Source organism: Rhizobium sp. RU33A (assembly GCF_900156055.1).
Taxonomy (GTDB): Bacteria; Pseudomonadota; Alphaproteobacteria; order Rhizobiales; family Rhizobiaceae; genus Allorhizobium.
This window is the reverse complement of record NZ_FTMQ01000002.1, coordinates 763,647-788,402: the sequence shown is the minus strand read 5'-3', so window position 1 is coordinate 788,402 and position 24,756 is coordinate 763,647. Positions and strand designations below refer to the sequence as shown.

At 61.0% G+C, this 24,756-nt stretch carries 22 protein-coding genes; 12 read left to right on the top strand and 10 right to left on the bottom strand.

The genetic code is table 11. From position 1 onward, the window contains the following. Positions 1–49: 49 nt before the first annotated feature. The gene (locus BW978_RS09710) at positions 50–1,723 is read right to left on the bottom strand and encodes a formate--tetrahydrofolate ligase (RefSeq protein ID WP_076394462.1); all 1,674 of its coding nucleotides are present in this window, start codon (positions 1,721–1,723) and stop codon (positions 50–52) included. A gap of 188 nt (positions 1,724–1,911) precedes the next feature. Between BW978_RS09710 and BW978_RS09705 the strand changes: the two genes are divergently transcribed. Beyond that, positions 1,912–2,433 (top strand): TIGR00645 family protein, encoded by a 522-nt coding sequence (locus BW978_RS09705; RefSeq protein ID WP_076394460.1) that lies wholly within the window; start codon positions 1,912–1,914, stop codon positions 2,431–2,433. A 165-nt stretch (positions 2,434–2,598) separates the two neighbouring features. Here BW978_RS09705 and putA read toward each other — a convergent pair whose 3' ends face one another. Beyond that, positions 2,599–5,718 carry a bifunctional proline dehydrogenase/L-glutamate gamma-semialdehyde dehydrogenase PutA gene (gene putA / locus BW978_RS09700; RefSeq protein WP_076394458.1) on the bottom strand — a complete coding sequence of 1,040 codons (3,120 nt, stop codon included), beginning with the start codon at positions 5,716–5,718 and terminating at the stop codon, positions 2,599–2,601. A 107-nt stretch (positions 5,719–5,825) separates the two neighbouring features. On the opposite strand from putA, the gene BW978_RS09695 reads away from it, so the two are divergent. Both BW978_RS09695 and BW978_RS09690 read left to right on the top strand, forming a co-directional pair. Further along, positions 5,826–6,290, top strand: a complete 465-nt coding sequence (locus BW978_RS09695) for an Lrp/AsnC ligand binding domain-containing protein (RefSeq protein WP_054148481.1) — start codon at positions 5,826–5,828, stop codon at positions 6,288–6,290. A gap of 155 nt (positions 6,291–6,445) precedes the next feature. Next, positions 6,446–7,162: a helix-turn-helix transcriptional regulator gene (locus BW978_RS09690; RefSeq protein ID WP_244551923.1), complete on the top strand. Its 717-nt coding sequence runs from the start codon at positions 6,446–6,448 to the stop codon at positions 7,160–7,162. 85 nt (positions 7,163–7,247) lie between these two features. On the opposite strand, the gene BW978_RS09685 is transcribed toward BW978_RS09690, so the two are convergent. The 8 genes from BW978_RS09685 to BW978_RS09650 form a co-directional block, all read right to left on the bottom strand. After that, positions 7,248–8,357, bottom strand: a complete 1,110-nt coding sequence (locus BW978_RS09685; protein WP_076394453.1) for a DUF2333 family protein — start codon at positions 8,355–8,357, stop codon at positions 7,248–7,250. After that, complete coding sequence (locus BW978_RS09680; RefSeq protein ID WP_076394451.1) at positions 8,350–9,645, bottom strand: DUF6638 family protein; 1,296 nt, start codon at positions 9,643–9,645, stop codon at positions 8,350–8,352. The genes BW978_RS09685 and BW978_RS09680 overlap by 8 nt, the downstream gene beginning before the upstream one ends. Position 9,646: 1 nt before the next feature. Continuing rightward, positions 9,647–10,051, bottom strand: a complete 405-nt coding sequence (locus tag BW978_RS09675) for a helix-turn-helix domain-containing protein (RefSeq protein WP_076394448.1) — start codon at positions 10,049–10,051, stop codon at positions 9,647–9,649. Between the two features lie 12 nt (positions 10,052–10,063). Beyond that, positions 10,064–10,315: a type II toxin-antitoxin system RelE family toxin gene (locus BW978_RS09670; RefSeq protein ID WP_076394446.1), complete on the bottom strand. Its 252-nt coding sequence runs from the start codon at positions 10,313–10,315 to the stop codon at positions 10,064–10,066. A 74-nt stretch (positions 10,316–10,389) separates the two neighbouring features. After that, positions 10,390–12,303: an AAA family ATPase gene (locus tag BW978_RS09665; protein ID WP_076394444.1), complete on the bottom strand. Its 1,914-nt coding sequence runs from the start codon at positions 12,301–12,303 to the stop codon at positions 10,390–10,392. A 2-nt stretch (positions 12,304–12,305) separates the two neighbouring features. Next, entirely contained in the window at positions 12,306–13,457 is a 1,152-nt protein-coding gene (locus BW978_RS09660) for a hypothetical protein (protein ID WP_076394442.1), read from the bottom strand. A 79-nt stretch (positions 13,458–13,536) separates the two neighbouring features. Further along, entirely contained in the window at positions 13,537–14,625 is a 1,089-nt protein-coding gene (locus BW978_RS09655) for a coiled-coil domain-containing protein (protein WP_076394440.1), read from the bottom strand. A gap of 204 nt (positions 14,626–14,829) precedes the next feature. Beyond that, positions 14,830–15,216 carry a c-type cytochrome gene (locus BW978_RS09650; protein WP_076394438.1) on the bottom strand — a complete coding sequence of 129 codons (387 nt, stop codon included), beginning with the start codon at positions 15,214–15,216 and terminating at the stop codon, positions 14,830–14,832. A gap of 258 nt (positions 15,217–15,474) precedes the next feature. Here BW978_RS09650 and BW978_RS09645 point away from each other — a divergent pair, with 258 nt between their 5' ends. From BW978_RS09645 to BW978_RS09605, 9 genes are all read left to right on the top strand, one after another. After that, the gene (locus tag BW978_RS09645; RefSeq protein ID WP_076394436.1) at positions 15,475–16,431 is read left to right on the top strand and encodes a choline ABC transporter substrate-binding protein; all 957 of its coding nucleotides are present in this window, start codon (positions 15,475–15,477) and stop codon (positions 16,429–16,431) included. Positions 16,432–16,525: 94 nt separating this feature from the next. Further along, positions 16,526–17,395 carry a choline ABC transporter permease subunit gene (choW, locus tag BW978_RS09640; protein WP_076394434.1) on the top strand — a complete coding sequence of 290 codons (870 nt, stop codon included), beginning with the start codon at positions 16,526–16,528 and terminating at the stop codon, positions 17,393–17,395. Further along, positions 17,392–18,435 (top strand): choline ABC transporter ATP-binding protein, encoded by a 1,044-nt coding sequence (gene choV, locus BW978_RS09635; protein WP_076394432.1) that lies wholly within the window; start codon positions 17,392–17,394, stop codon positions 18,433–18,435. The genes choW and choV overlap by 4 nt, the downstream gene beginning before the upstream one ends. A gap of 44 nt (positions 18,436–18,479) precedes the next feature. Beyond that, complete coding sequence (locus BW978_RS09630; protein WP_076394965.1) at positions 18,480–19,226, top strand: HugZ family pyridoxamine 5'-phosphate oxidase; 747 nt, start codon at positions 18,480–18,482, stop codon at positions 19,224–19,226. A gap of 116 nt (positions 19,227–19,342) precedes the next feature. Next, positions 19,343–19,660 (top strand): ArsR/SmtB family transcription factor, encoded by a 318-nt coding sequence (locus BW978_RS09625; RefSeq protein WP_076394430.1) that lies wholly within the window; start codon positions 19,343–19,345, stop codon positions 19,658–19,660. Between the two features lie 352 nt (positions 19,661–20,012). After that, positions 20,013–21,341: an omega-aminotransferase AptA gene (locus BW978_RS09620; protein WP_076394963.1), complete on the top strand. Its 1,329-nt coding sequence runs from the start codon at positions 20,013–20,015 to the stop codon at positions 21,339–21,341. 254 nt (positions 21,342–21,595) lie between these two features. Further along, positions 21,596–21,865 (top strand): hypothetical protein, encoded by a 270-nt coding sequence (locus BW978_RS09615; RefSeq protein ID WP_076394428.1) that lies wholly within the window; start codon positions 21,596–21,598, stop codon positions 21,863–21,865. 181 nt (positions 21,866–22,046) lie between these two features. Further along, positions 22,047–23,153: a branched-chain amino acid ABC transporter substrate-binding protein gene (locus BW978_RS09610; protein WP_076394426.1), complete on the top strand. Its 1,107-nt coding sequence runs from the start codon at positions 22,047–22,049 to the stop codon at positions 23,151–23,153. A 248-nt stretch (positions 23,154–23,401) separates the two neighbouring features. Then, a complete protein-coding gene (locus BW978_RS09605; RefSeq protein WP_076394424.1) occupies positions 23,402–24,655 on the top strand; it encodes a DUF6250 domain-containing protein in 1,254 nt (417 codons plus the stop codon). Positions 24,656–24,756 lie beyond the last annotated feature (101 nt).

The window sequence follows — 24,756 nt, the reverse complement described above, 5'->3', positions numbered from 1 at the left end:
AGGCGTGACCGAAATACCACAAGATTTCAGTGGTGATTTTCAGAGCCGGCTAAAACAGCCCCTCGATGGCGCCATCCGAATTGAGCCGGATCTTTTCCGAAGACGGCACGCGCGGCAGGCCCGGCATGGTCATGATCTCGCCTGTGATGGCAACGATGAAACCGGCGCCGGCCGACAGCCTGACCTCGCGCACATGCACCTCATGCCCCTCCGGCGCGCCGCGTAGCGTCGGATCGGTGGAGAAGGAATATTGGGTCTTCGCCATGCAGACCGGAAGATTGCCATAACCCTGCCGCTCCCAGTCGGCGAGCTGCTCGCGCACCGCCTTGTCGGCGGTCACCTCACCCGCCCGGTAGATCTCGGTGGCGATCCGCTCGATCTTGGAGAAGAGTGACATGGCATCGGGATAGAGCGGATGAAAGGCGGACGGTGTCTCGGCAATCCGGACCACCGTTTCGGCAAGCTCGGTGATCCCCGCCGAGCCGTCAGCCCAGTGCCGGCAGAGCACGGCTTCTGCTCCGAGACCTTCAGCGACCGCCTTGACGGCGGCGATCTCGGCATCGGTATCACTGGTGAAATGGTTGATCGCCACCACCGCCGGCACGCCGAACTTCGCGAGGTTTTCCAGATGGCGCGCGAGATTGACGGCGCCCCGCTCAACAGCCGCGACATCCTCGCGGCCAAGATCCTCCTTCGCCACGCCGCCATTCATCTTCAGCGCCCGGACCGTCGCGACGAGGACGACGGCCGAGGGTGTGAGCCCCGCCTTGCGGCACTTGATGTCGAAGAATTTCTCTGCGCCGAGATCGGCGCCGAAGCCGGCCTCTGTCACCACATAGTCGCCGAGCTTCAGCGCCGTCTTCGTTGCCACCACAGAATTGCAGCCATGGGCGATATTGGCGAAGGGGCCGCCATGCACCAGCGCCGGATTGTTTTCGAGCGTCTGCACGAGGTTCGGCTGCAGCGCCTCCTTCAAGAGTACGGCCATCGCGCCATCGGCTTTCAGGTCCCGCGCGAAAACGGGCGTCTTGTCGCGCCGATACCCGATGATGATCGCGCCAAGGCGCCGCTCCAGGTCTCCGAGGTCGGTGGCGAGGCAGAGGATCGCCATGACTTCCGACGCAACGGTAATGTCGAAGCCCGCCTCGCGCGGAAAACCGTTCGAGGCGCCACCGAGCGACGTCACGATCTGGCGCAGCGCCCGGTCGTTCATATCCATGACCCTGCGCCAGGTGATGCGGCGCGTGTCGATGTTGAGCTCGTTGCCCCAGTAGATGTGATTGTCGATCAGCGCCGAGAGCAGGTTATGGGCCGAAGTGATCGCGTGGAAATCGCCGGTGAAATGGAGATTGATGTCCTCCATCGGCACGACCTGCGCAAAACCGCCACCGGCGGCCCCACCCTTCACCCCGAAACACGGGCCGAGCGAGGGTTCGCGGATGCAGATCACGGCTTTTTTGCCGATCCGGTTGAGGCCATCACCGAGGCCGACGGTCGTGGTCGTCTTGCCCTCACCTGCCGGCGTTGGGTTGATGGCCGTCACCAGGATCAGCTTGCCGTCCGGCCGGTCGGAAAGCCCGTTGATGAAGCTGGCCGAGATCTTCGCCTTGTCGTGGCCGTAAGGGATCAGGCTTTCAGAGGGAATGCCGAGCTTGCAGCCAATCTCCTGGATCGGCTTTTTCCTGGCTCCACGCGCAATCTCGATGTCGGATGGTACGGTCATGTTTCCCTGCCCCTTATGTGTGCCGAGAAGATCGGACGGCGCAGCCCGGCTGGCAAGCAGGGCAGAGGACTTTTTTCACAGCGAAACAGATCGGCCCAAAACCGACATCCGCCTATCCTGCCCTCTTGCGTGTAAAGGAAGCGATGTAATATCTGCACCGCAACATTTGCCCTCGAGAGGACACCTTGATGAAATCGCTGGAATTGCTCGTCGAGAAAATCATCCTGTCGAGCCGCTGGATCCTGGTAGCTTTCTACCTTGGCCTGGTCGCCGCACTCGCTGTCTATGCCGTCTCCTTCGGCTATAAATTCATCAAGGTGGCGCAGAACGTCTTTGTTTACGAGGATTTCGAGATGATCCTCGCCATGTTGGCGCTGATCGACGCCGCATTGGTGGCGAGCCTGATCGTGATGGTCATGATCTCCGGCTACGAAAATTTCGTCAGCCGCTTCGACGAGGCCGATGACCAGGTCTCCTTCCTCGGTAAGCTCGATTCCGGCAGCCTGAAGATCAAGGTCGCCTCCTCGATCGTCGCGATCTCCTCGATCCACCTGCTGCAGGTCTTCCTCAACGCCAACCAGTATACCGATGGCAAGCTGATGTGGCTCACCATCATCCACTTGGCCTTCGTCATCTCGGCGGTGATGCTGGGTTATCTGGAAGTGATGATGAACGGCAAGAAGAAGGGCGGCGACGAAGATAAGAGCTGAGGGGCCTCCCCCTCCCTTGAGGGGGAGGGTCGGAGCAAAGCTCCGGGGTGGGGTGACGGACGCGAGGCTAACCCCCACTTTCGCGCGTAGAACTCGCTGTAGCGTTCACCCCCACCCGCCGCTCCGCGGCGACCTCCCCCCTCAAGGGGGAGGTGGGAAAGCCAATCAACCCTCCCCAATCGCGATCAGGCTGGCATTGCCGCCGGCAGCGGCCGTGTTGACCGAGATCACCTGCTCGACCGCAAAGCGGCTCAAGTAAGCCGGTCCGCCCGCCTTGAAGCCAGTGCCGGACATGCCGGAGCCGCCGAAGGGCTGGGTGCCGACAACGGCGCCGATCATGTTGCGGTTGACATAGATGTTGCCGGTGTCGAGCGCTTCGGTGACCTTGCGGATCGTCGCCTCAATGCGGCTGTGCACGCCAAGCGTCAGGCCATAGCCGGTGGCATCGATCGAGGCGATCACCTGGTCCAGCGCCTTGGCCTTCCAGCGCACGACGTGCAGGACGGGACCGAAGATTTCCTTGGTCAGCGCCTCGGGCCGGTCAAGCTCGACGATATGCGGGGCGAAGAAGTTGCCGGTGGCCGGCACCTTGCCCGCATAGCGCACCTTTTGGCTCCGCTTCATGTCCGCGACATGCCCGTCCAGCATCGCCTTCTGTTTCTCGTCGATGACAGGGCCGATATCGGTGGTGATCTCGAGCGGATTGCCGAGGTTCAACTCGCGGGCGGCACCCTCGATCATCTCCAGCATACCGTCGGCGATGTCCTCCTGCAGATAGAGAATGCGCAGCGCCGAGCAGCGCTGACCGGCCGAGCGGAAGGCCGAGAGCACAACGTCGTCGGCCACCTGTTCAGCAAGCGCGGTCGCATCGACGATCATCGCGTTCAGGCCACCGGTTTCGGCAATCAGCGGCACGATCGGCCCGTCCTTGGCGGCAAGCGTGCGGTTGATCGCCTGGGCAGTGCCCGTCGAGCCGGTAAAGGCGATACCGGCAAGCTTTGGATGGGCCACGATCGCGGCCCCGACATCGCCTGCACCGGGCAAGAGCATCAGCACGTCTTCCGGCACGCCCGCCTTGTGGAAAAGCTTGACCGCCTCAAAAGCGATCAGCGGCGTCTGGGGCGCGGGCTTGGCGATGACGGCATTGCCGGCGACCAGGGCGGCCGAGACCTGGCCGAGGAAGATGGCCAGCGGGAAATTCCACGGCGAAATGCAGGCGAAGACACCGCGACCGCGCCAGGACAAACGATTGAGCTCGCCGGTCGGGCCCGGCATGACTTCGGCCTCGCCGAACTGCTTGCGGGCCTGAGCTGCATAATAGCGGCAGAAATCGACCGCCTCGCGAATTTCGGCGACACCGTCATCCAGCGTCTTGCCGGCTTCGAGCGCCAGCAGAGTCAAAAGACGATCGCGATCTTCTTCGAGCAGGTCCGCGAGCTTGTCCAGCGTCGCGGCCCGTTCCTCGACGGAAACCCGCGACCAGCGGGCAAAGCCCTGGCGACCGGCAGCGAAGGCCCGGTCGACATCGGCGGGCGTGGCATTGCGCACCGTGCCGACCTTGTGAGTGCGATCGGCCGGCGACAGCACGGCCTCGTCGCTCGTTGCCCCGGTTGCGCCCGGAACCAGCGGACGGGCCGCGATCTCGGAGAGCGGCTGACCGATGCGGGCCATCAGCCGCTCGAGATTGTCGCGATGGCCGAATTCGAAGCCGGCGCTGTTCTTGCGGTCACCGTAGAGACCGAGCGGCATGGGGATCTGGCTGTGGCGGGCGCTCTGGCCGTTGCCGAGACCCAGCTTTTCCGTGGGCCGCTCCAGAAGTGCCGAAACCGGGATGTTCTTGTCACCAGCAACGGCGACGAAGGACGAATTCGCACCGTTTTCAAGCAGGCGGCGGACGAGATAGGCGAGCAGGTCGCGGTAGCCGCCGACGGGTGCGTAGATGCGGCAGGCAATGCGATCATTGCCCGACAGCAGCGTGTCATAGAGTGCCTCGCCCATGCCATGCAGGCGCTGGAACTCGAAGCCGGAGCGATCGGCACCGGCAAGCTCGATGATCGTCGAGACGGTGAGCGCATTGTGGGTGGCAAACTGCGGGAAGATGCGGGCGCGCTTTTCCATCAGCTTCGCCGCACAATGCAGGTAGGAGAGATCCGTCGCCTGCTTGCGGGTCCAGACGGGGTAGTCGTCGAGGCCGCGCTCCTGGGCGCGCTTCACTTCCGTATCCCAATAGGCGCCCTTGACCAGACGCACCATCATCCGGCGACCATATTGCTGGCAAAGGCCGTCGATGTAGTCGATCACCTGCGGCGCGCGCTTCTGATAGGCCTGGATGGCAAGACCGAAACCGTCCCAACCTGATAGCGACGGATCGGCAAAGACGGCGGCGATCACATCGAGAGAGAGTTCGAGACGGTCGGCCTCTTCGGCATCGACGGTGAAATTGAGCTGATGGGCTTTCGCCATCTGGGCGAGCTTCAGGAGATCCGGCACCAGTTCACGCATCACCCGGTCGCGATGGGTGGCCAGATAGCGGGGATGCAGTGCAGAAAGCTTGACGGAGATGCCCATGCGGTTCGGCAACTGCTGGCTCTTGCCGTGTTTCGCCATATGCGCGCCGATCGCCTCGATCGCCATGGCATAGGACTGGAAGTAGCGCTTGGCGTCTTCGGCCGTCCGCGCTCCTTCGCCCAGCATGTCGAAGGAGTGGCGATAACCGCGCTCCTCACTCTTGGCTGCACGCGACAGCGCATCCTTGATCGTCTCGCCGAGCACGAAGTGATGGCCAAGGAAGCGCATCGCCTGCTTGGTGGCGGAGCGAACCGTGGGCAGACCCAAGCGCTTGACGAGACCGCGCATGACGCCTTCAGGCGTCTCGCCCGGACGGATGACGCGGGCCGAGAGACCGAGCGCCCAGGCAGAGGCCGAGACGAACCAGCTGTCGCCATGTGCCTCGTGTTCGCTCCAGCCGCCTTCTTTCAGCTTGTCTTCGATCAGACGATCCTGGGTGAGCGCGTCGGGCACGCGCAAGAGCGCTTCGGCAAGCACCATCAGCGCCAGACCTTCACGGGTCGACAACCCGTATTCGCGCAAAAAGTCCTCGACGCCGCCGACCGAGCCGGAATTGTTGCGGATGGCCTCGATATAGGTCGTGGCACGCCGGTCGATGGCGCCGTTCTGGCTCTCGGAGAGCGACAGGCGCGAAGCGAAATGGCGGATGAACTGGTCGTCGTCGCCGGCATAGGGGGCTTCGAAGCGCGGGAAATCGGTCGTGGCTGGCTTGATCATTGTCACCTCCGTGGTATCGGCAACATATCTTCGCATTTGCCGAATTTCCCACTATTCTTTGGTCACTTCTCTGGCATATTCACTAGAAAAATGGAGTTTGGCAGAGAATGAGCAAAGAACTGGATCGCCTCGACCGAAAGATCCTGCGCGCGCTTCAAGCTGAGGGTCGTCTGAGCAATATCGAGCTTGCCGAACGGGTGAACCTGTCGCCCACCGCGACCGCGGAGCGAGTCCGCCGCCTGACTCGGGAAGGCTACATCACCGGTTACATGGCGATGCTCTCACCCCAGAAGCTCGGACGCAACCTGTTGGTTTTCATCGAAGTGAAGCTGGACCGCACCACCGCCGATGTCTTCGACACCTTCGCGGCGGCCGTGAAGCGATCGGACGACGTGATGGAATGCCATATGGTGGCCGGTGGCTTCGACTATCTGGTCAAGGCACGGGTCGCCGGCATGGAGGCTTACCGGCAATTCCTCTCTGAGGTCATTTTGCCGCTTCCGGGAGTGCGCGAAACCCACACCTATGCGGTGATGGAGGAGGTCAAGGCCGGATCGGCCCTGCCCGTTTAAATATCAGCATAACAGGCAGTTGCCATTTTGATCGGCAGCGGTCAGACATTAGTCATATTAATCGTGACAGACCCTGAAAAACTGCTAGCTTTTCGTTTGGACTGATATATTGGTCTTAAACTTCCGAATTGATGTCAACTTTCGAAATTGATAAGATGTTTCCAGAAAGACAGGCACTCTTGAGCGAGCATATCGGGAGCTGTCAGAGCCGCGCCGAGCTGATGGACAGTTGGTCCCGAGCAGCGCGTGAATACGGCCTTGATTATGTGAGCTTGGCAGCCGCGCCCACGGCTCAGGACAAGTTGCTCGGCCCGCTGGTGCGGGAGACGACACTTCCCGCCGATTATTGCCGGGAATTCGATCGTCTCGAATTCCTGAAACATTGCCCGACAGTCACGCATCTCAGCCGGTCAATCATGCACAATGCCTGGACGATCGGCCCAGATGGGTCGGCGCCGACATTTGATTGCCCGCTGGAATTTTCCGCCCTGATGCTGAAATATCGGCTGATCACCGGCATTCTCTTTTCGATGAATTCCGTCGATGGCAGCCGCTTCGTCGTCCGCTATGACGGCGATCGCAGCCCGCTTGCCATGCCGGAAATCAACGAGCTTTCGATGCTGAGCATCCAGGCCTTCGATGTCTTCGACCGGCTGCGCCGCACGGCAGGCAATTCCAACGTCTTGTCGGCACGCGAACTTGAGGTCGTCCGCTGGACATCGCAGGGCAAGACCTCGCTCGAAATCGGCCAGATCCTCTCGCTCTCCGACCACACCGTGAACGCCTACATGACCAATGCGATCCGCAAGCTCGATTGCGTCAACCGCACACAATTGGTCGCAAAGGCGATCCGCATGAAGATCATCAACTGATCGCACCAAGCGACTTAAAACGAAAGGGCCCGGTCTTGCGACCGGGCCCTTTTTGCATGCGGAATAAGGCGAAGGCCCCGCTGCCTCAGCGATCCAGAATGGCGCGGACCTCGACCATGTTGGAGCGCACGCGCAGGATATAGAAGCCCATCGTCGCGAGATGCGTCGGCATGATCCAGCCATCTTCGCTGCCATTCGAGATGATCGCCGGCTGGATACGCAGCGCGCCCTCGACCTGCCGCTCCATTTCCGCCCAGATGGCCGTCAGGTTGCGCTCGCGAATGACCCCGCCGAAATCGGCACGCGTTGCCTGAAGCAGCGCATACTGTGCGTAAAGCTGGCCGTAGGCGAACCAGAATCGGTCGTCGGCGCGGGTGTCGAACCAGCCGGCATTGTACTCTTCTGAACGGCGGCGAAGAATGTCGGAGGTATTGCCGAGATCGCTGGCCATGCCGTCGAGGAGCTGCAGCAGGTTGTCGGAGCGGGTGTCGAAGATAGCATCACAGCTGGCAAGCGACGTGTTGAATCGGTTCCAGCTTTCGACGGCTGCACGGTAGTAGCTCGGCGTCGGCGTCTTGAAGCCGAAGGGATCGGTGCCGAAATACCAGGTTCCCTCGTCGAACTGGATATTGCCGCGTGCATCCTGCAAATCGCTGTTGATGCCGGACGTGCCGCGCACGCGGCCGAGATTGTCGGCGAGCTGGATGCCGGTCCGGCGCACCACCTGGTTCACGCCGCGCTGGAACGAAGCCTTGTTGTCCATGAACGGCGTCGTATCCCAATCGAGCCCGAAAAAGCCGAGCTTGTAGAGAAGCGTTGAGGACACCCAGCTGTTCTGATTGACGTTCTGGTCGGTCAGCGCGGCACTCATCATCACCACGGCCGAGTCCTGGCAACGGTTGGCCTCGCCTGGCAGCGGCGAGCCAGCCGGAACCGTGCGCTCCTCGAACTTATAGGCCTGGACGAAGGCCGGGTCGAAGGCGTGCCACACCTGGGTGCGATAGATGAACTGTCCGTAGACGATCACCAGCAGCACGAGGACGCCAAGGATCGGTCCCTTGATGATCCAGCTGCGGTCGCGATACCAGCCATGGGCGGCGAGGAACGGCCAGAGAAACCACGCGACCACCATGCCGATGCCGCGACCGATGGCAGCGAAGACGCGCTGGAAAAACGCGATGATCGGATCAAGCATGGTCATCTCCTAGGCCGTACAGGCGTTTGCGGAAGGCGGGCTTGTCCTTCAGATAAGTGTTGGACAGGCGGGATACAACATAATCGCGATAGGCTTCCGGATACTGGTCATAGGCCCGGTAGAAGCCCTGCTTGTCGAAGACGAACCGCGAAACGAAATCGTCTGCCGTCAGATGCGCGATCAGCCGGTTGGTGAGCCACTGGTCGGGATGGCCGGGCTCGGCACGCACCAGCCAGAGACGCAGCTTGGGATCGATATCCGCCATCCTGAGGTTTCCGGTGCGCGCGAGCGTGCGGAGCGCTTCTTGCAAGAGCGGATAGACACCGCGATCGCTGATCGCCTTGGCGTTTCGATGCAGGAAGGTCTGCATCCAGACAGCATCGATGCGTGTGAGATCCGGCACCGGATCAAGTGTGGCGGCGACCGACAGAAGCGCCATCTCCAGACGATGGGCAAAGAGACCCGAGCTTTCCACCCAGCTTGCCCGCGGCAGTTCGAGCCGGCCGGTGCGTGCCAGGAAGTCGGCAACCTGGGCGGTGTCGTCTATCGAGATGTAGCTCACCTGCCAGGGCCGCGACCGCCGGAAACCGGGGGCTTCGGGATCGCAGATGACGGTGGTGATCTTCTCGTCGACGAAGACGAAGACGCCGCCGAAATGATCGGCCCAGAAGGCATCGTGGCGGAAGACGAGCTTGTCTGGCACCAGCGTGTTCTGCCTGATATCGCCGGTCTCTTTCGCGAGAGACACCATGCGCTCCAGCATCGCGTCATCGCGCCAGGCATCCGGGCTCGTCACCAGCGCGTCGCAAAGCTGCCGGAGCTGTCCTGCCTTGCCGAGAAGATCTTCGGCCGACAGCACCTTGAACTTCACCTCATTGATCGACAGCAGGTCATCGAGCGTCCTCACCTCGGAGACGCTGTCCTCGATCTCGCCATAGAGTGTGTCCTTGAGCGTGATCGCATGAATGGCGCGGGCATTCGCCGCGAAGAATTCATGCATCAGGCCGGCCGTGTTGGAAAAGCTCGTATGCACCACCGGCAGACTGTCCTGCTCCGGGGTGAGGATGATGAAGCGCCGGTTGACCTTCAGCGGATCCAGATAATCGGGATCGCCCAGTTCTGCCGCCACCTGCGGCGAGAATCCGGTGATGTCGATGTCGAATTCGGTGAGCTTGGTCTGCGGCAGGTCGAAGGCCGCGAGCGCCTTGTTGTAGCGCGCGACGAGATGCGGCTCGCGGATCGCAAGCAGGCGGCCGTAGATGAGTTCGGCTTCGAGGAGGCGGTTCATGCTATGCGACAGGCTCCTCGTCTTGCTCGTTCCAAATGACGAGCTCATCGAGGTCGACCTTTAGGACCCTCGCGATCTTCTTCAGAGCAGAAATACTCCCCTCTTTCTTACGAGATTCGATCTCCGAGAGATAAGTTGCGCTGATGCCGGCGGCAGCGGCCAAATCCTTCGCGGAAAGCTTCCGGAAATCTCGCCAGACTCGGATCGGATGCTCACCGTCAGACATCCGGTTGACATACTCGGCAGGAATTAGTTCTTCCTCGCCTCGCGCGAGCTTGTCCTTGATGCGATCGTAGGCTGCGACGTCTTCCAGCATCTCGGCCGCGTCGACCAGAGCTTCGTAATCCGCCCGTGCGAGAACAACCATCTCTTCGCCGTTCGGCGTCCTGAAACTTGTCACGCCCATTTCCCGCCTCCTTCAGTAGACACTACCGCGACTTCCGATCTTCTCGACCTCGAGAATGTTGTCAAACTCGTCGAAGATGACACGCCAGTCTCCAACACGCAGCCGGTAACCTGGACGATCCTGCAATTTGACAACGTTGTTGGCTTGCGACCGTGGATCCTCGGCATATTGTTCGATCTTCGAAAGGATGCGACGACGTTCATTCACAGGTATGCGCGACAGCGTCCGACGCGCTTCCTTGGTGTAGTTTATCTGCTTAGCCATGATAACGTCCCCGCATCAGACCGGCAAGAAAATTCGCCGTCAGCGAATATTGAACATTAATTCAGGTCGACGGATCACCACATCCCCTCCCCCTTCATCTTCTCGATTTCGCCGATCGCCCGCTCCCGCTGCCGCTCCCGGCGGATGATCTCCGACACCGCAGCATCATCCGACTTGTCGGCGTAGCGGAATTCGCTGTCAGCGTAGCGATTAATCTCTTGGCAGATCATTTCCATCGTCACAGGGCCGCGCAGCTCCGCGATCATCGCCTTCTTCTCGTCATAGCTCTTGTGGACGAAGGCTTGCGGGGTCTCGAACCAGGCGTCGGGCAGTTCGACATCCATCGCACGCATCTTGATCGCATCGGTGATGTTCTTGATCGCCCGGCCGGTAAACCGCGGTTCAGCGAGCTTGATCGCATGCAGATAGGCGCCGACATCGGCCAGCGTCTCGATTTTGCCCTCGGTCTTCTCGTAGCGTTCCCAGACAGCAACAAGGCCGTCTTCTTTCGGACGGTCGTGCTCGCCATAGGAGCGGCTGACGGCCTTGCTGATCTCCTGGCCGGCGAACAGCTGGTGTTCGCCAAGCGGGATCTGATGGTTCTTGCCGACAAGCAGCGAGAAGATGTCGATATAGTCCTCACGAGTCTGCGGTCCATCGACCAGCCAGCGGGCGCCGGCGCGCTGGCGAAGCGCATCGTCGACATTTTCGGGATAGTTGGAGAACATGCCGAAGGTGGCATTGCCCCGGACCACAGTCGAGGCGCCAGCGAAGCTTTCCATCAACACCGCCGTCACCTCGTGCTGGCCTGATGACGCCCGGTCATCCGAGCGCTTCGCTGTCACCTGATCAACGTCATCAATCGTGCCGAAACCGATGACGCGCGGATTGAGCACGTTGTTGACGAAACTCTTGGCATTCTGGCCTGACTTGCCCTGATAGGACGAAATTTGGTCGACGCCGAAATTCTCGTAATGGAAGGCATAACCCGCCATCTTGCAGTAGTCGTTCAAGAGACCTGCCAGCATCTGGATCAGGATCGTCTTGCCCGTGCCCGGCATGCCGTCGCCGATGAAGGTGAAGAGAAAGCCGCCGAGATCGACGAAGGGGTTCATCTGGCGGTCGAAATCATAGGCCATCAGCATCTTGGCGAGCTTTAGCGCCTGATACTTGGCGATGTGGTTGCCGATGATCTCTTCCGGCTTCTTGAAGCTCATCGTGAGCGGCTTCGACTTCACGCCCGGCACGGCGTCGAAACCGTCGAGGGTGAAATCATCCTGATCGACGCGGATATGGGCGTTTTCGAAGATGCCAAGATGTTCGAAGCGCGCCTTGCGGGTCAGAAGCCCGTCGAGCGCGAGGTCCGCCAGACCGCGCACCCGGCCAATCAGCGTCGCATCGTCGCCCGCGCCCTGGACGGCTGCGTCGATGCCGGCGACCATGCTTTTCAATGCATCCTGGGCGGTGTCGAACAGGAAGTCCGGCGCGCGAATGCCGTCGAGCTGCTCGCCTTCGCCTGATACCGTGGACTTGAGGTAAGCGGCAAAGGCGAAGGCGGAGACATAAGCCTGGGACGCAAGCAGCGCCTTGAAGCGGGCGGCCTCCTCACCCTGCAGGGGCGCACTGATATTGCGGGCCTGCAGGGGTTCAAGTTCGCTCTGCCGGGCGAAGACATCTGATATCGCAAGCGCCACCTGGGCGCCGCGCCGCACGCGGTAGAGCACGGTATGCTGGGCAGGCGTCAACAGCGGATCGGCAGCGCCGGTTGCCTGAATGGTCTTGGAAAGTTCGATTTCGCGCGTGCGTCGCACCGAGCCGGTCGAGACCGTCGAGACGAACCGACGGCCAGTACCGGCGATCGGGGCACCCGAGGCGCCCTCGCCCTGATCGAGCACCACGATGCGTGTCACCAGCCCTTGGGCGACGGCCAGATGCTTGGCGATGTCTTCTTCCCGCAGCGTCGTCAGCCCTGCCGTCAGTTCACTCATCTTCAGACCTCGCTCACGACCTGGTTGCCGGAAATCACGTGAACCTTGAAATTGCCGAAGATCGGCTTGATCTCGCCGGCGGCATAGAGCGCCTGGTAGGCGTCATGCGGCACCAGCGCGTGCTTCTCGTAAGTCGAGACACCCATGCGCGCGGCTTCGAGATCATGGGTCTCGATATGGAATTCCTGGGTAGCCGGCGTCGAGGAGAAGAAGCCTTTCACTGCCGGCTGCTCGCGCTTGGAGAATACCTCCTGCACCGTCCAGGTCATCACCCAGGCGTTCTCAGGCCTGCGGACCCGGTCGAGGATCTCGGTGACACGGCCGGAATTCTGGGTGAGCCCCGTCGAATAGAGCGGACCGAGCACAATCCGGCGGACCGACTTCGGATGCAGTGTCGGCAAATCGCGGTCCATGTTGGTGGCGATGGTCGCAGGCGTCAGCGAATAGGCGGAATTCCTGGCACAGAAATCGTCGAATGTGCGGGCGAGTTCCGGATTGAGCAGACCGCCCACCGGAAGCGGGATCTCGACCTCTTCATTGAGCTTACCCTCCGCCGTCACAAGGATCTTTGCGACATTCTCGGAGGAATCCTCGATCGTCGCCAGATAGATCATCGGCAGGGTACTGACCCCGTCGAAGGCGGCCCAGCTGACAAGATAGGAGGGTCGGCGCGACTGCGGATTGACGCTGACGGCGACGGTGGTGGGCAGGACGAAGGGCGAGAAGATCTCGCCGGCACTCACCTGCTCCAGATAGAGCCGCTCGGCAATCTGCTGCTGCAATGCTGCCGGAAACTCCTTCTGCCGCAGGATGAAATCGACCATTTCCTCGCGCAGCTTGGATACGGCAGGGATGGTCGAGAGCCGTGTGGCGGCGCCCGCGCGATCGTTCTCCAGCTCCAGCACGTTCTGGAAGATCGGGAAGCCGCTCTCGGCCTGGGCGATCTTGAACTGCCCGGTAAAGCCGATCCGGTTTTGCCAGGAAGTGAAAGAGTTTCTCAAGCGGTCGAGATAGGGCAGAAGGTGTAGCGTCGGCGGCCCCTTGTCGCCGAAGCGACGATCGGACTGGCCGAAGAACTGCTCGAGCCCCGAAAATGCAGAGGCCATGGTGGTGAAATAGTGCGTGACGGCACTGTTGCGATCGACGGCGTTCATGCCCCTCCCCCCATCGAAGCGACCGCGCACCGCGAAAGCGGCACGCGGCCGGATGGCCGCGTCCACATCAACGGCATGCTCAAGGCTTCACGTAGTCGGCCGCATTGTGCTTGTCGAGAACCGCCTGGAAACGCCGGGCGAAGGCCTCGTCGGCGAGCTTCTTGCGGCGCTGGATGTCCTGCGTCGAGAGCATATTCTTCTCGTGCAGTTCGAGCAGATCGCCGATATGCCGCTGGGCAGCCGCTCCGATTCCGGCCATCGTCTCTTCCGCCGCCGTATCGACCTGGGAACCCAGGGTGTTGATCCGGTGGGCGACCTCCTGCTGGGCAGCCGTTTTCAGCGAATCCTCGAGCGCCTTGTAGAGCACGATGCGCTGCTCGGTATCGATGCTCAGTTTGTTGATCAGCGTGTTCTGCGCCGCGATCTGGTTGTTCAGACTGTCGACAAAGGTTTGGAACATCGAAGTGTAGCGCTCGAGCGTCTGGCTTTCGGCCAGCAGCTCCTGCTCGCGAGCCTGGGCCTGATTGTAGTCTGTCGCAAGCGTCGAGCGCTGGGCTTCAAGTTCGGTGCGCTCCGAGGTGTCGGTCGAAGCGGCAATCTTGTTTTCGATGTCCAGCAGCGCTGGATTGAGCGTTTCGATCTTTTTCTGGGTTTCTTCGAGATTGGCGATCGTCTGCTTGCGGCGCTCGATCACCTGCACGAGGCTCGCCTCGGAAGTCTTGTAGCGCTCTTCGAGAACCGACTTCTGTTCCTTGAGAATGCCGACAATGCTGTCCGACTTGGCGAGCAGCTCCTGGAGATTGCCGGCGAGCGACATGTTGCGGACGCGTTCGGTGCGCATGCGCTGCGCCCTCTGCTTGGAAAAGATGCCGATGAACTTTTCCATGCCGGAAAAGCTCTTCATGCTCTCGAACTCGGCGCCGAAGACATTGGTCGCATCTTCCAGCCCGATGATCAGGTCGGCGATATTCGCCTCCATCACCTTCTGCTGGTTGAGGACATCCGAGATCCGGGCGTTCTCGATGTCGAAATCCTGGCCGACGAGCTTCGAATCGCTTTTGGCCAGTGTATCCAGCACCACGCTCGACTGGTCGATCTTGCCACGCATCTCCGAGACGATCTTACGCGTCTTTTCGATCTCAGTGTCGAAGCTTTGCAACGTCGCCATGTTGTCTCCCTGTCCCTCATGCCGGCGGCTCGCCGGTCTCGTCTCTTGCCACCATAGCGCGTTTCCCGACGCGGGAAAGTACCGCAGCGCACAGCATCGGTGGCCCTCACCCGATATGGAGGGGCCGCACGCCCACACAAGAGGCGCTATCAGAGAAATGCGACAGCCGCGAAACGGCCGCCGCATCAAGGAGTTGCGAGGATCTTACTGACCGCCGGCGGCCGGGTCCTTGAGATAGGCGAGGATGTTGGCGAGGTCGTCGTCCTTCTTCACCCCGGCATAGGCCATCTTGGTGCCCTTCACGACGGCCTTGGGCGCCTTCAGATATTCGGACAGAAGCGCTTCGTCCCAAACCTTGCCAGCGCCGAATTCGGTCATGGCCTTGGAATATTTATAATCGGCAATCGAAGCGACCGGGCGGCCGACCACGCCCTGCAGCGTTGGACCGACCTTGTTTTTCGCTTCAGTCGCGATGTGACAGGCTTGGCAAGCCTTGAACGCCTTGGCACCGGCGACGGGATCGCCAGCGGCGAATGCTGGAAGGGGAACGGCAGAGACTGCAAGCATCATAAGCAAGGTAGACGGCTTCATGGAAACTCCTTGATCCATAGAACGGCGCCAGCGCGTCGCAAACATATGGCAGCACCAATTCGCACGACACGCAATCGATTGCTTTGACGGCCATCAAAAATCCTTGGCTTTTTTTCGAGAACCCGAGTTCCCTGCCCTGTAGGGGCTAGAGGTCGCAAACAGGGACGGTGGTGCGACGCAAACGCGCGGGCATCCTTGCAATTCTCCGGTATTGAATGTTGACTTGGGAACATCAATAAGAAAACCGGGAGCCTTTCAATGACGTCTCTACTCAATTGTCGCCGCACCCTTGCAGCCGCCGTATCGCTGATCACCATCAGCGCCCTGCCGGTCTCCGCCCAGGAGGCCGAAAGCTGCTCGACCGTCCGCTTCTCGGATGTCGGCTGGACCGACATCACAGCAACCACCGCCACCGCCTCGGTTCTGCTGAAGGCGCTCGGCTATGAGCCGACCACAACGGTCCTCTCTGTTCCGGTCACCTATTCCTCGCTGAAGAACAAGGATATCGACGTCTTCCTCGGCAACTGGATGCCGACGATGGAAGCCGACATCGCGCCTTACCGTGAAGACAAGTCGGTTGAGGTCTTCGGCCCGAACCTCGAAGGTGCGAAATACACCCTCGCCACCAATGCCAAGGGCGCCGAACTCGGCATCAAGGACTTCGCCGACATTGCCAAGAATGCCGAGGCACTCGAAGGCAAGATCTACGGGATCGAGCCCGGCAATGACGGCAACCGCCTGATCCTCGACATGATCGACGCCAACAAGTTCGAACTCGGCGAATTCGAAGTCGTCGAATCCTCGGAACAAGGCATGCTGGCCCAGGTCGCTCGCGCCGAAAAGGATGGCCAGCCGGTCGTTTTCCTCGGCTGGGAACCACATCCGATGAACGCCAACTTCAAGCTGACCTATCTGTCCGGCGGCGATGACGTCTTCGGGCCGGACTTCGGCGGCGCGACCATCTTCACCAACACCCGCGCCGGCTACACCACCGAGTGCCCGAACGTCGGCAAGTTCGTCACCAACCTCAAATTCTCGCTCCAGATGGAGAACGAGATCATGGGTAAGATCCTGAATGACGGCCAGGATGCAGAAGCTGCTGCGTCCGATTGGCTGAAGGCCAATCCGGCGGCTGTCGAGCCCTGGCTCGCTGGCGTCACCACCAAGGATGGCGGCGACGGCCTCGCAGCCGTAAAGACGGCACTGGGCCTTTAAGCCCCGTCCATCGATCGTGGAACCGCGCGACCGGAAGGGGGATCCGGCCGCGCGGCCTCCCAGGCATTGAACCTGTGGCCAATCGGGGACGAACATGGATTTTCTGACAGACAACAAACTGCCCATCGGGCCCTGGTCGAAGAGCTTCGTCGACTGGCTGACCGATAACGTCGATTTTGTATTTGATTTTATCGCAACGATCCTCAGCGCGTCGATCAACGCGATGCTCTTCGTGCTTCAGGCCCCCTTTCTCAAGGGAACAGCGCTGGAAGCCTTCTATCCGCTGTTCATGATCGCGCTGTTTTCGCTGCTCGCCTGGTTCATGCGCCGCTCGCTCGGTGTCACAGCCTTCACCTTTTTCGGCCTGCTCCTCATCTTCAATCAGGGCTACTGGAAGGAGACGATGGAGACACTGGCACTGGTGCTGGCAGCCACCGGCGTGTGCATGGTCATCGGCGTGCCGATCGGCATCGCCTGCGCAAGACGCCCCTGGCTCTATGCGGTGGTCCGCCCCGTTCTCGACCTGATGCAGACGATCCCCACCTTCGTCTATCTCATCCCGGCGCTAATCCTGTTCGGCCTCGGCATGGTACCCGGCCTGATCGCGACCGTGATCTTCGCGATCGCCGCCCCGATCCGCCTGACACGCCTCGGCATTATCTCCACCCCGCCCTCTTTGGTGGAAGCGGCCGTGGCCTTCGGTGCGACCCCGACGCAGGTGCTGCGCAAGGTTGAACTGCCCTTCGCCATGCCGCAGATCATGGCGGGGCTCACCCAGACCATCATGCTGTCACTGTCGATGGTGGTGATTGCCGCACTCGTCGGCGCAAGCGGCCTCGGCGTGCCCGTCGTCCGCGCGCTCAACACAGTCAACATCGCCCGTGGCTTCGAGGCCGGTCTCTGCATCGTGATCCTTGCCATCATCCTCGACCGGATGTTCCGCATTCCCGGAGAAGAGACATGACCGACGCCGTAATCTTCGACAATGTCGACATCGTCTTCGGGAACGAGCCCGAACGCGCCCTCAAGCTCGTCGACGAGGGCAAGACCCGCGACGAGATAGGCGCCACCACCGGTCTGGTTCTCGGCGTCGCCGGTGCCTCGCTGGCGGTCAAGGAAGGCGAGATCCTCGTCCTGATGGGCCTCTCCGGTTCGGGTAAGTCCACCCTTTTGCGTGCAGTCAACGCCCTCGCGCCCGTCGTGCGCGGCAGTGTCAGCGTTCGCACGGAAACAGGCTATGTCGATCCCTACAAGTCATCGGCCCAGGTGCTGCGCGATCTGCGCATGCACACCGTCTCCATGGTCTTCCAGCAGTTCGGCCTCCTGCCCTGGCGCACGGTGGCAGAGAATGTCGGCTTCGGTCTCGAACTGGCCGGCGTAGCCGAAGCGGAACGTAAGGAACGCGTCGCGACTCAGCTCGAGCTCGTCAACCTCTCGACATGGGCCGACCGGAAGGTCAACGAACTCTCCGGCGGCATGCAGCAGCGCGTCGGTCTCGCTCGCGCCTTCGCGACCGGGGCCCCGATCCTTCTGATGGACGAGCCCTTCTCGGCGCTCGACCCGCTGATCCGCACCCGTCTCCAGGACGAGCTCCTCGAATTTCAGGCACGGCTGAAGAAGACCATTCTCTTTGTCAGCCACGATCTCGACGAGGCGTTTCGGATAGGCAACCGAATCGCCATCATGGAGGGCGGGCGGATTATCCAGTGCGGCACGCCGCAGCAGATCGTGCAGAACCCGACTAACCAGTATGTCGCTGATTTCGTGCAGAACATGAACCCGATCAACATGCTGATCGCCTCGGACGTGATGCGCTCAGGCGTGACCGGCGAGCAGCACCAGGTGACCGGCACCACGGCGCCGGCAACACCGCTCGTCGACATCCTCGATGCCCTGTCGCGTCAACCTGGCACGATTGGGGTCGTTGACAACGGCGTCGTCATCGGCACGATCGACGCTCAAGATGTGGTGAGCGGGCTGACGAAACATCGTCGCAAGGCGTGATGGCCCTGACCCGCATCGATGACAGGCGCATGCGGGAGACGGCAATGAACGACAAGCCCCAGGTTATCCGGGATACCGACGACAATGCGCGCCGCCAGGCGCGCATTCTGCTGCGCGGGGCGCGGTTCGCGGCCATCGGCGTGATCGATCCGGAAACTGGCTTTCCCTTCGTCAGCCGCGTGCTGCTCGGCATGGACAGCGACGGCGCGCCCGTGATTCTCGTCTCCGGCCTATCGGCCCACACGACGGCCCTGCTCGCCGATCCCCGCGCCTCGCTTCTGACAGGCGAACCGGGCAAGGGCGATCCGCTTGCCCATCCGCGCCTGACGCTGCAATGCACGGCCGAAACCGTCGAGCGCGACGGCAACACGCACCAGAGACTGCGCAGCCGCTTCCTCGCCCGCCATGCGAAATCGCAGCTTTACATCGACTTTCCCGACTTTCGCTTCTTCCGTCTGCGCCCCGAACGGGCGAGCCTCAACGGCGGTTTCGGCCGTGCCTATCATTTGAGCAGCAAAGATTTCCTCATCCCGCAAATCACAGATGATTTGTTTGAATGTGAGGCTGCCTTACTGCGAGAATTAGGGGGGCGGCATCCGGATCTCGCAATGCGCATTGCCATGAAAATTCATGGTGCATCCGAGGGAGACTGGCGCATTGCCGCAATCGATTCCCATGGAATGGATATAGTTTTCAAGGACTTACTAATTCGGCACGAATTTGAGACGCCGATCGCAGACGTCCAGCATCTGCTATTAGAGTTACCTAAATCAGTATACGCAGTACCTTAAATTTAGGCATATACAATTTTGATGATGCTGGTAGAGTTTAGCCTCCAATTAAGTGATGGATTTTCAACGACTGCCACTCCCCCCAAGGGCGCTCGACCAAGGAAAGTTGAACTGAGATGAAAACGAAAGCTTTGTCTGAACAATCGAACGTTGCAGCAGGCTTGCTGTCCGCCATGGCAAACCCGAAGCGACTGATGATCCTCTGCAGCCTTGTCGAAGGTGAGGTTCCTGTCGGTGTTCTGGCGACCCAGGTCGGTCTGAGCCAGTCGGCTCTGTCGCAGCACCTTTCCAAGCTTCGCGCACAGAAGCTGGTCAAGACACGTCGCGACGCACAGACGATCTATTATTCCTCGACCTCGGAATCCGTGATCAAGGTCCTCGCAACGCTCGAAAGCATCTATTGCCCTCCGGCAGCAGCCAAGACCGCCGCTTGATGACAGCGCTGCCAGAAGCACACCGGTCGACGGTGGGAGAAGATCGAAAAGACATCCGTTCGCGCGGATAGCGCCTCTGGCATTAGACGTTTCAAAGCCCCGGACGGTACCGCCGCCGGGGCTTTTCTGTTTCGCTGCCCGAGCACGCGCCTTCGTAGGCAGCGGATGGTCGACGCTTCGCGTTTCCATCACCCGATTTCAGCGATCCATGACCATTGTTGATGCGCCCCTGCCGGTGTCTTGACCATGCCTTGCGCCCTGATAACGTGACGGTGCAATCAACGGATTTCGGCCCTTGCAGCCGACATCAGGGAGAATGGCCGCCCGCGACCAAAGGGCCATGGAGAACACGATGTCTAACCGCCTAAATTCCACGCCGAACGACCTGCGCGCCTTCTGGATGCCGTTCACCGCGAACCGACAGTACAAGAAGGAGCCGCGCCTCTTCGTCGGCGCCAAGGACATGCACTACACCACCCATGACGGCCGCCAGGTGCTCGACGGCACCGCGGGCCTCTGGTGTGTGAACGCCGGCCACTGCCGTCCGCTGATTACCGAAGCGATCCGCGAGCAGGCCGGCGAACTCGACTATGCCCCGGCCTTCCAGCTCGGCCACCCTAAGGCTTTTGAACTGGCCAATCGCCTGATCGACATCGCTCCGGACAACATGGCGCATGTGCTCTACACCAATTCCGGCTCGGAATCGGTGGAAACAGCGCTGAAGGTGGCCCTCGCTTACCAGCGCGTGAAGGGACAGGGATCGCGCACCCGCCTGATCGGTCGCGAGCGTGGCTATCACGGCGTGAATTTCGGCGGCATTTCGGTCGGCGGCATCGTCTCCAACCGCAAGATGTTCGGCACGCTGCTGACAGGCGTCGACCACATGCCGCACACCCATCTGCCGGCGAAGAACGCCTTCACCAAGGGCATGCCGGAGCATGGCGGCGACCTCGCCGACGAGCTGGAGCGCATCGTCACCCTGCATGACGCCTCGACGATCGCGGCCGTCATCGTCGAGCCGGTCTCCGGCTCCACCGGCGTGCTGATCCCGCCGAAGGGCTATCTGCAGCGTCTGCGCGAGATCTGCACCAAGCACGGCATCCTGTTGATCTTCGATGAAGTCATCACCGGTTTCGGCCGCCTCGGCGCGCCCTTCGCTTCGCAGTATTTCGACGTAAAGCCCGACATCATGGTCACCGCCAAGGGCCTGACCAACGGCGTCATCCCGATGGGCGCGGTCTTCGTCACCGCCGAGATCCATGACGCCTTCATGCAGGGACCCGAGCACATGATCGAGTTCTTCCATGGCTACACCTATTCCGGCAACCCAATCGCCTCGGCCGCAGCACTGGGAACCCTCGACACCTATCGGGACGAGAACCTCTTGACCCGTGCGGCCGAGATCGCGCCCTACTGGGAAGAGAAGCTGCATTCTCTCCGGGATTGCCCGAATGTCATCGACATCCGCAATCTCGGCCTGATCGGTGCAATCGAGCTGAAGCCGATCGATGGCGAGCCGACGAAGCGCGCCTTCAACGCCTTCCTCAACGCTTACAATGACGGCCTGCTGATCCGCACGACCGGCGACATCATCGCGCTGTCGCCGCCGCTGATCATCACCCACGAAGAGATCGACGAACTCTTCGACAAGCTCCGCAAGGTGCTGATGAACAACATCTGAGCCCAGCGCTCGGAAACAGATGCAAGGAAGCGGCCCGCGTGGCCGCTTTTTTATAGCTTGCGCGAAGCTGACCATCGGATTCGCTCGCGCTTGTCGCCTGTCGCACCATCCCGTATCTTCTTGAGAATCGCACGTTCGATCCTGGCGCAGATGATCGCGAAAGGCTCGGGCGACGAGTTCAGCACATCCGCAATCGTCACCACCGACATCACGTCGCGAAGGCCGCAAGCGGATCTGGTCCCTGGAGGAAATCCGTGGTCGACCTCTTCAAGCGCATGTTCGGTAAAGACATTTCCCTCGCAAATTCACCCGCAAGGGCAGTTCCGGAACCGGAGGCGATCGCCGCAGCGCGCGCAGACGAAGCCCGCCTTGCCGCTCGCCGGGCACAGATCAGCAATGATCTCTTCGAACTTCAACAGATCGCCATGGCCGAACTTGCCTTGCGCAAGGAACAGGACGCCGCCGCCGCCAAGGCCGGCTTCGAAGCCGAAGACGGCGTCGGTGGCCGTATTCTGACCGTCTGAAGACAGGCCTGTACCGCAGGCCATAGTCTGCCCCGACAAAGCTGTGGCGTGACCGCACACCACGGCATCGGCTCTTTTGCTGCTCGTCGTTTTTGTCTAAAGCGATCACGGGGAGCAACAAAAGAACCCGAATGGCGCCCAAACCGACACAGATCGGTCGCGCCGACCCAAGGAGCAGGACATGAAATTTCAACTCTTCGCAAGCGCAGCCTTGGCCGCGCTGATTGCCAGCGCCCCCGCTGCCCGTGCCGAAATCGTGCTCGGCCTGATGGCGCCGCTGACCGGCCCACTCGCCGCCGTTGGCGCGCAGATCAAGAACGGCGCCGAAACCGCCGTCGAGGAAATTAACAAAAAGGGCGGCATCAACGGCGAACAGGTGACCCTGAAGATCGCTGACGATGCCGGCGAGCCGAAGCAGGGCGTCTCCGCCGCAAACCAGCTGATCGGTGAAGGCGTTCGTTTCGTCGTCGGTCCGGTCACCTCTGGCGTCGCCGTTCCCGCTTCCAGCGTTCTTGCCGAAAACGGCGTGCTCATGGTCACCCCGACCGCGACCGCACCTGACCTGACCGCCCGCGGCCTGACCACGGTGCTTCGCACCTGCGGCCGTGACGACCAGCAGGCTGATGTCGCCGCCAAGCTCGTTCTCGGTGCATACAAGGACAAGAAGATCGCCATCCTCGATGACAAGGGCCAGTATGGCAAGGGTCTCGCCGATGCCTTCCAGGCAGCCCTCAACGCCGGCGGCGTCACGGAAGTCTTCAAGGATTCGCTGACCGCAGGCGAAAAGGATTTCGGCGCGCTCATCACCCGTCTGAAGGCCGAAGGCGTCGAGGTTATCTACTTCGGCGGCTACCACCCGGAAGCCGGCCTGATGGTCCGCCAGATGAAGGATGCGGGTCTTTCCGCCCAGTTGATCGCCGGTGATGGCCTGTCGAACAACGAATTCGTCACCATCGGCGGCGACGCTGCCGAAGGCACGATCTTCACCAATGCCGCCAACGCGCTGAAGTCGGACGACAGCAAGGCTGCCGTCGACGCACTCGCCGCGAAGTCCATTCCTGCCGAAGCCTTCACGCTCAACACCTATGCCGCCGTCGAAGTCATCGCCGCCGGCATCGCCAAAGCTGGCAGCACCGACGACGCGGAAGCTGTGGCCGCAGCACTGAAGGACGGCTCGGAAATCCCGACCGCCATCGGCAAGCTGACCTACGGCGAGACCGGCGACCTCACCTCGCAGAGCTTCGCTGTCTACAAATGGGAAGCCGGCAAGACGGTTGCTGCCGAATAAGCTGACGCGTTCCGAGACATCGAAAAGGCGGCCCGCGAGGGTCGCCTTTTTTATTGGCCAGCAGAGATGGGTAAGTAGAGCAACGATTCGAACGACTGCGGCTGCGAAGTCCCGATACTTGGACAGCGCATGATCGTGGCGATTTATAGTCTGATATCCTCGATCAAGCCTCGTGCGGCAGCTGTGCTGGAAAGCTTCGCTCAATGTTCGGCTGCAAGGAGTGGTCAACTCAACCCGGTGGAACTTTCATGGCGCCCATTATACTGATCACCTTCGCAGGCCGACGCAATCGGATGGAAATCCTCACGAATTATGTGAAGGCAGCGCTTTCTGCCGGGATCATCGATGAGTGGCACGTTTGGGACTTCACCCGTTCCGAAGAGGATCGTCTCTGGGTCTCCGAGAACTTCGGCCCCGCGCGCTTCATGCATCCGGACACCCCATACAACCCGGCCGGCGAGGTGACCGCGTTGTCGCCGTTCCGCATGGATGCGGGTATCGGCGGCGATCTGCATCTGGCACTGCTGCCGAAGAACGATCCGAACATCTTCTACGAGTTCGTGGTCGGCGGCTGGGACAACCAGCTGAGCGCGGTTCGCAAACTGGCCCGGTCCGAACTTGCGACCTTCGATCGTGACACGGCTCCGCGAATTGCCGAAGTTTCCACGCCGGGGATCCTTTCCCCCAGCCTCCCGAACCCGGTTGCCATGGCAATCGACCGCAATGGCCATCCGGTACTGACCGTTAATGGCATGAAGATCGGTCCGATCAACGAGATCGATCTCTCGAGTGGTGCCGATGTGATGGTCCGCGGAGGCTGGGGTGCAGACCTCGAGATCCTCAATGTCAACGACAAGGTCCGTCGCTATATCGGTCCGAGGAACGAGAAATACCCCTACCACCACACCTACGCCTATTATTCGAAGCATGCGAACCGGTTCCAGGACGCCATCTTCATGAAGTGTGACGATGATATCGTCTACATGAACCTGGAGCGCCTCAGCGATTTCATCGCCTTCCGCCGGGACAATCCGACCCCCTTCCTGGTGTCGGCGAACGTCGTCAACAACGGTGTATGCGCCCACTGGCAGCAACGGTCCGGCTCTCTTCCCATCGAAGTCGGCCACTTCGAAATGCCGCCGGGTGGCCTTAACGGCAGCCTCTGGGAAAGCGGAAGCCGTGCCAATGCCCTGCACGACTATTTCCTCCAGACGCCGGACAAGCGCATGCCACTTGTCCAACCGGTCGTGGAGGTGAAGGAACGGGTTTCGATCAACTTCATCTCATGGCTCGGGCAGGATCTGAAGCACTTCGGTTTCCGGCGTCTAGGCGACGAAAAGGCACTGGCCGTCGACATGCCTCGAATTCTGAACAGGCCCGTGGCGATCTACTCCGACTTCGTCGTCAGCCACCTGAGCTTCGGCCCACAAGAGGCAGAACTGCATGTCGATCGGCTGGTGTCGGCCTATGGCGATCTGATGCGGTTGCAACTGGCGGCGTGATCGAGCGCCAGGCGCGGGCTAGTACGAGAAATTGAGCCCGCGCAAAACCGCCGAGACAAGGGTCATCAGCCGAGGCTATTGCGAGGCTGAGCGGCCCTTTC

Bases quoted from the DNA above. Each gene is read 5' to 3' on its own strand.
- BW978_RS09685 (WP_076394453.1), bottom strand. From the start codon at position 8,357: ATGCTTGATCCGATCATCGCGTTTTTCCAGCGCGTCTTCGCTGCCATC.
- BW978_RS09630 (WP_076394965.1), top strand. From the start codon at position 18,480: ATGAACGACAAGCCCCAGGTTATCCGGGATACCGACGACAATGCGCGC.
- BW978_RS09690 (WP_244551923.1), top strand. From the start codon at position 6,446: ATGTTTCCAGAAAGACAGGCACTCTTGAGCGAGCATATCGGGAGCTGT.
- BW978_RS09695 (WP_054148481.1), top strand. From the start codon at position 5,826: ATGAGCAAAGAACTGGATCGCCTCGACCGAAAGATCCTGCGCGCGCTT.
- BW978_RS09675 (WP_076394448.1), bottom strand. From the start codon at position 10,051: ATGGGCGTGACAAGTTTCAGGACGCCGAACGGCGAAGAGATGGTTGTT.
- BW978_RS09645 (WP_076394436.1), top strand. From the start codon at position 15,475: ATGACGTCTCTACTCAATTGTCGCCGCACCCTTGCAGCCGCCGTATCG.
- BW978_RS09670 (WP_076394446.1), bottom strand. From the start codon at position 10,315: ATGGCTAAGCAGATAAACTACACCAAGGAAGCGCGTCGGACGCTGTCG.
- BW978_RS09710 (WP_076394462.1), bottom strand. From the start codon at position 1,723: ATGACCGTACCATCCGACATCGAGATTGCGCGTGGAGCCAGGAAAAAG.
- BW978_RS09705 (WP_076394460.1), top strand. From the start codon at position 1,912: ATGAAATCGCTGGAATTGCTCGTCGAGAAAATCATCCTGTCGAGCCGC.
- BW978_RS09610 (WP_076394426.1), top strand. From the start codon at position 22,047: ATGAAATTTCAACTCTTCGCAAGCGCAGCCTTGGCCGCGCTGATTGCC.
- choW (WP_076394434.1), top strand. From the start codon at position 16,526: ATGGATTTTCTGACAGACAACAAACTGCCCATCGGGCCCTGGTCGAAG.
- BW978_RS09665 (WP_076394444.1), bottom strand. From the start codon at position 12,303: ATGAGTGAACTGACGGCAGGGCTGACGACGCTGCGGGAAGAAGACATC.
- BW978_RS09680 (WP_076394451.1), bottom strand. From the start codon at position 9,645: ATGAACCGCCTCCTCGAAGCCGAACTCATCTACGGCCGCCTGCTTGCG.
- putA (WP_076394458.1), bottom strand. From the start codon at position 5,718: ATGATCAAGCCAGCCACGACCGATTTCCCGCGCTTCGAAGCCCCCTAT.
- BW978_RS09605 (WP_076394424.1), top strand. From the start codon at position 23,402: ATGGCGCCCATTATACTGATCACCTTCGCAGGCCGACGCAATCGGATG.
- BW978_RS09625 (WP_076394430.1), top strand. From the start codon at position 19,343: ATGAAAACGAAAGCTTTGTCTGAACAATCGAACGTTGCAGCAGGCTTG.
- BW978_RS09620 (WP_076394963.1), top strand. From the start codon at position 20,013: ATGTCTAACCGCCTAAATTCCACGCCGAACGACCTGCGCGCCTTCTGG.
- BW978_RS09650 (WP_076394438.1), bottom strand. From the start codon at position 15,216: ATGAAGCCGTCTACCTTGCTTATGATGCTTGCAGTCTCTGCCGTTCCC.
- BW978_RS09655 (WP_076394440.1), bottom strand. From the start codon at position 14,625: ATGGCGACGTTGCAAAGCTTCGACACTGAGATCGAAAAGACGCGTAAG.
- BW978_RS09660 (WP_076394442.1), bottom strand. From the start codon at position 13,457: ATGAACGCCGTCGATCGCAACAGTGCCGTCACGCACTATTTCACCACC.
- choV (WP_076394432.1), top strand. From the start codon at position 17,392: ATGACCGACGCCGTAATCTTCGACAATGTCGACATCGTCTTCGGGAAC.